The 3,502-nt window shown below is 48.0% G+C and carries 3 protein-coding genes; all 3 read right to left on the bottom strand.

Annotated features, from left to right (window positions below; genetic code table 11):
- Positions 1–289: 289 nt before the first annotated feature.
- The 3 genes from QZP87_RS13360 to QZP87_RS13350 are packed head-to-tail and all read right to left on the bottom strand — an operon-like array spanning position 290 to position 3,155.
- Positions 290–1,261: a hypothetical protein gene (locus tag QZP87_RS13360; protein WP_291323418.1), complete on the bottom strand. Its 972-nt coding sequence runs from the start codon at positions 1,259–1,261 to the stop codon at positions 290–292.
- Positions 1,258–1,857: a type II secretion system protein GspM gene (gspM, locus tag QZP87_RS13355; RefSeq protein WP_291323417.1), complete on the bottom strand. Its 600-nt coding sequence runs from the start codon at positions 1,855–1,857 to the stop codon at positions 1,258–1,260. The genes QZP87_RS13360 and gspM overlap by 4 nt, the downstream gene beginning before the upstream one ends.
- A complete protein-coding gene (locus tag QZP87_RS13350; protein ID WP_291323416.1) occupies positions 1,854–3,155 on the bottom strand; it encodes a PilN domain-containing protein in 1,302 nt (433 codons plus the stop codon). The genes gspM and QZP87_RS13350 overlap by 4 nt, the downstream gene beginning before the upstream one ends.
- Between the last annotated feature and the right edge of the window lie 347 nt (positions 3,156–3,502).

The following is a 3,502-nucleotide window of genomic DNA, read 5'->3' as shown; positions in this document are numbered from 1 at the left end:
TGGAGGGAAAAGCTACTGACATGTCAGCAGTTCTTCTGGATGTGGGGTCCAGGGTTGCGCATCCGGTAATAAATACAAGCAGCAGTAATATGGCAAGCTTCCTCATGTAGTGAAAATCCTTTTGTGTTAGAAAAAGTCAACCCCCGGACATGCCAGGAACCTGAAAGATAAGCTTTTTTGCAGATTTACTGATGCGCCTGCAAAATAGACTTTTTGCAGGCGCATCATGCTTGCTGACAGAGGATGAACCAGACCTTAAGCTTGAGCGTCCAGCCGAGAAACTACTCCATTACTCCACAGGCCTGTATACAGGACCGAAAGGAGTCTCAATTCTTCTCATGGTGCCCTGCTCTACCTTGGCCTCCATTTCATCGGCACTGGAAGGTGAACGAGCCTGAGACCCGGGTGGATCACTTTCGTTTGCTGCGTCCCGCATCCTCCGCAAAAGATCTGGAAGGCCTCCCGGATGCGATTCATCCACTTCTGCAGAAGTTTCAGGACCTTCTTCTCCAGGTCTTTGTTCAGAACCCGAAGTTCTGGGAGGCGGGCCCGGTGGCACTTGTCCTTCTCCACTTACATCGGCTGGTTCTCCTTCGTGAGGAAGCCTGGGTTCCATTCCGGAATCCCCGGCCTTGCCCCCAATCACAAATGAAGCACCATGTACCTCAGGCCTCTGACGCACCTGACGCTCATGTCCATAAAGGCTGACCTCGAAAGTTTCGCTGCCTACCTGGATTGAGACGGATTCCTGGTCTATGCTGACAACCTGATAAGTTTGATTCTCATCCTGGCCGAAGCTGGCGGACTCTCCTTCCCGAAGCAGGCTGTGCCTGTTGGTTTCAGATGACTGCTGATAGTAAACCAGGGCCTTTTTCTCCTCCCGGAAGCTGGTTATTCCATAAAGCTTGAAGTCTCTTGGATTTACACGGGGGGCACGGGCAGGCCTGGTGTCTACTACCTCTTCCTCTTCTCTGGGAGGGGGCTTCCAGGCTTCACGCTCGGGAGAAAACAGATTTTTTTGAGCCACTATTTCGTATTCACCGTCTGCTGCCTCCCGGGTAAGCTCAAACATCGCCTGCAGCTCCAGCGGGGTAACCTGCATAGAGGCGTTGCTGGAAATATCTTGAGCTTCAATGTCACGCTGGGAATAGTCTTTGTATCCTCTTACGCTGAGTCCCAGCATCACCCCTCCCAGGATTATCAGTACCAGGGTCAGAAAAAGGTGGGGTCCTTTTAAGCGGGTCAAATAATTATTTTTCATGTCTGTGTCCACGCTATAAGTTGGGCATTGAAATCAAAATACCTGCGTTCTCTATGGTTCAGTATGCGGATCTCCAGTTGATCCACAAAGATAAACCTGTCATTACCTGAAGCATGCTTCAAAAAATTTTTAATGGACTCAATCTGACCCCGTCCGTTGATGCCTATCTTGAGATTGGTAATATTACCCTGGGTAGTCCTCGGCAGTACGCGAACGCTTTGCACATTGAGCCCTGCTTCCTCGGCCATGTCGTTAATCAGATTTTGAAACTGGGCTTCAGCCAGTGAAGGAGTCGAAGCCTGGATCATGCGAGAGGAGATATAGTGATTTTCAAAATTCGTAAGGACCTCATACTCCTGGAGGTATTTTTCTCCCTGGGATATCAGCCTGCTCATGCTTTCAAAGCGCGTCATCCTGGCATCTATCTCTTCCTGAAGACTTTGCTGATATCCAGCGTACACTCCAGTCAAGAAACGAACCATGATGATCAACATCAGCAGTACCATCAGGGATATCAAAATCAGCCTGGTCCGGCTTTGACCCTTTGCTGTCAAAGATCCGGATCTTTTTAAAAACTCTGCGACTTTCTCCCTCATATCGACACCTTGGCCACCATGGCGAACCTCTCGTAGTTGCCGGATTTTGTCACAGGCGAACTGAATCTGACCTCGCTGAACACAGCGGAATTCTCTACAGACTCCATCACTGAGGTGGCAGATTCCGCCTCCCCCTGAATTGTTACCGTATTATCGGAAAAGGTCATAGAATGGACCCATGCCGTTTCAGGTACTGCCCGCGTAAGTTCACTGAGAACACTTATAACAGAAGGGTATGCTTTTTTCATCTCGGCAATGCTTTCCAGGTTGTCCATGGTACGCCTGCTCTGTTCCCTGAGACTATGCAAATCTTCTGCCTGCTCCTGAATATCCTCAATCTTTTTTTCTATCTTGGTCAAGTGTCTTTTCTGGCCGGCCAGCTTGGAAACAGGCACAACCAGAATACATACTGCCACAAAAAGGACTCCCCCATAAATAAAATAGCTTTTAAGCTTCTGCTGCTTGACGATCCAGGCTGGTAAAAGATTAATTTCATATCCCCGGGACAGGTTAAGAACCTGTTTTTGGCCGTCGCTTGCCTGAAAATCCAGAAATTTTGCTTTTTCAGGATTAACCCCCAGTGCACTGCAGATATACTCGTTTTTTTCTGCACCCTGCCAGATATAAAGACTGGAAGGAAGATTGGGGATATTGGACAAAAGCCTGCTGGACTCCTCTAAAAATGAATGATCATTTTTCGCCCTGTGCTGCCCCCAGTTTTGAAGAACAATACGGTCCTGGATATGAACCATTACCTCACCGTAGCCATCCCCCATAGACAGGTACACCCCGTCTCCTTTAAGTCTTGCCCAGTAAAGTATGGACGGAAAAGTACTGTGAAGGGTGACACCTGCTGCAGAAGCCGCCTTCAGGTAAGGTTTGATTGAGTCTTTCGGGATCACCATGGCGCTTATGTCCAGATAATCCTGGCGCAGGGATTTGTCATAGTTGAGATGGGCATGTTCAAGGTCATATGGTACATGGCGCATCAAGGCATACTTTACAGCCTCGTCCAGGTTTTCCTGGGCGGCCCTGGGCAGGGTAAGGTTTACCAGGGTGAAATACTTCAAAGGCAACCCCAGAAACCATCTATCTGAAGGTTGAGAACTCAGGGATTTTCCGGCCATTTCCAGAATTCTGGGCAATTCTGTCTGATGGCTGTAACTATATTCAAGCGTGCTTTCCCTGAAAACAAGGGAGGCAAGACCTCTCCTGACTTTGCGTACTATAACCCTGTCAGGCAAGACAAAGACTATAAAGTCCGAATTAAAACAAGCATTTAATATTCTTTCAAACATGATAACCACCTGATTTCCAGAAAAGGTCAAGACTTGTGAGGTAACTCACGTGCAGACATCTTGTTTAATTAATTCAAAGCGGGCTGTGCCCGCAACCCGATTCAAGAACCCCTGTCCAAAAATGGGACAGTCCTGCAATAATTGTATCTGTTCAGCGCTTTTAAGGAAAGCAGGGGACAGGCAACTCCGGGGCCCGCTTGAGCATCATTTTGTGCTCAAAACGACTCATTTTCTGGGCCAAGTGGGTCCCGGAAGAACCAGTCCCCGTGCCACATGCAAAGCGCTAAACATATACCAAAAATTATTTCTGTGAACATCCTGCATTTATTTTCAATAATAATTTGTGA

Origin of the sequence: Desulfonatronospira sp., assembly GCA_003563255.1 — a bacterium.
Taxonomy (GTDB): Bacteria; Desulfobacterota; Desulfovibrionia; order Desulfovibrionales; family Desulfonatronovibrionaceae; genus Desulfonatronospira.
Note: the sequence above shows the minus strand (reverse complement) of the source record. Positions and strands in the feature narration are given on the sequence as shown.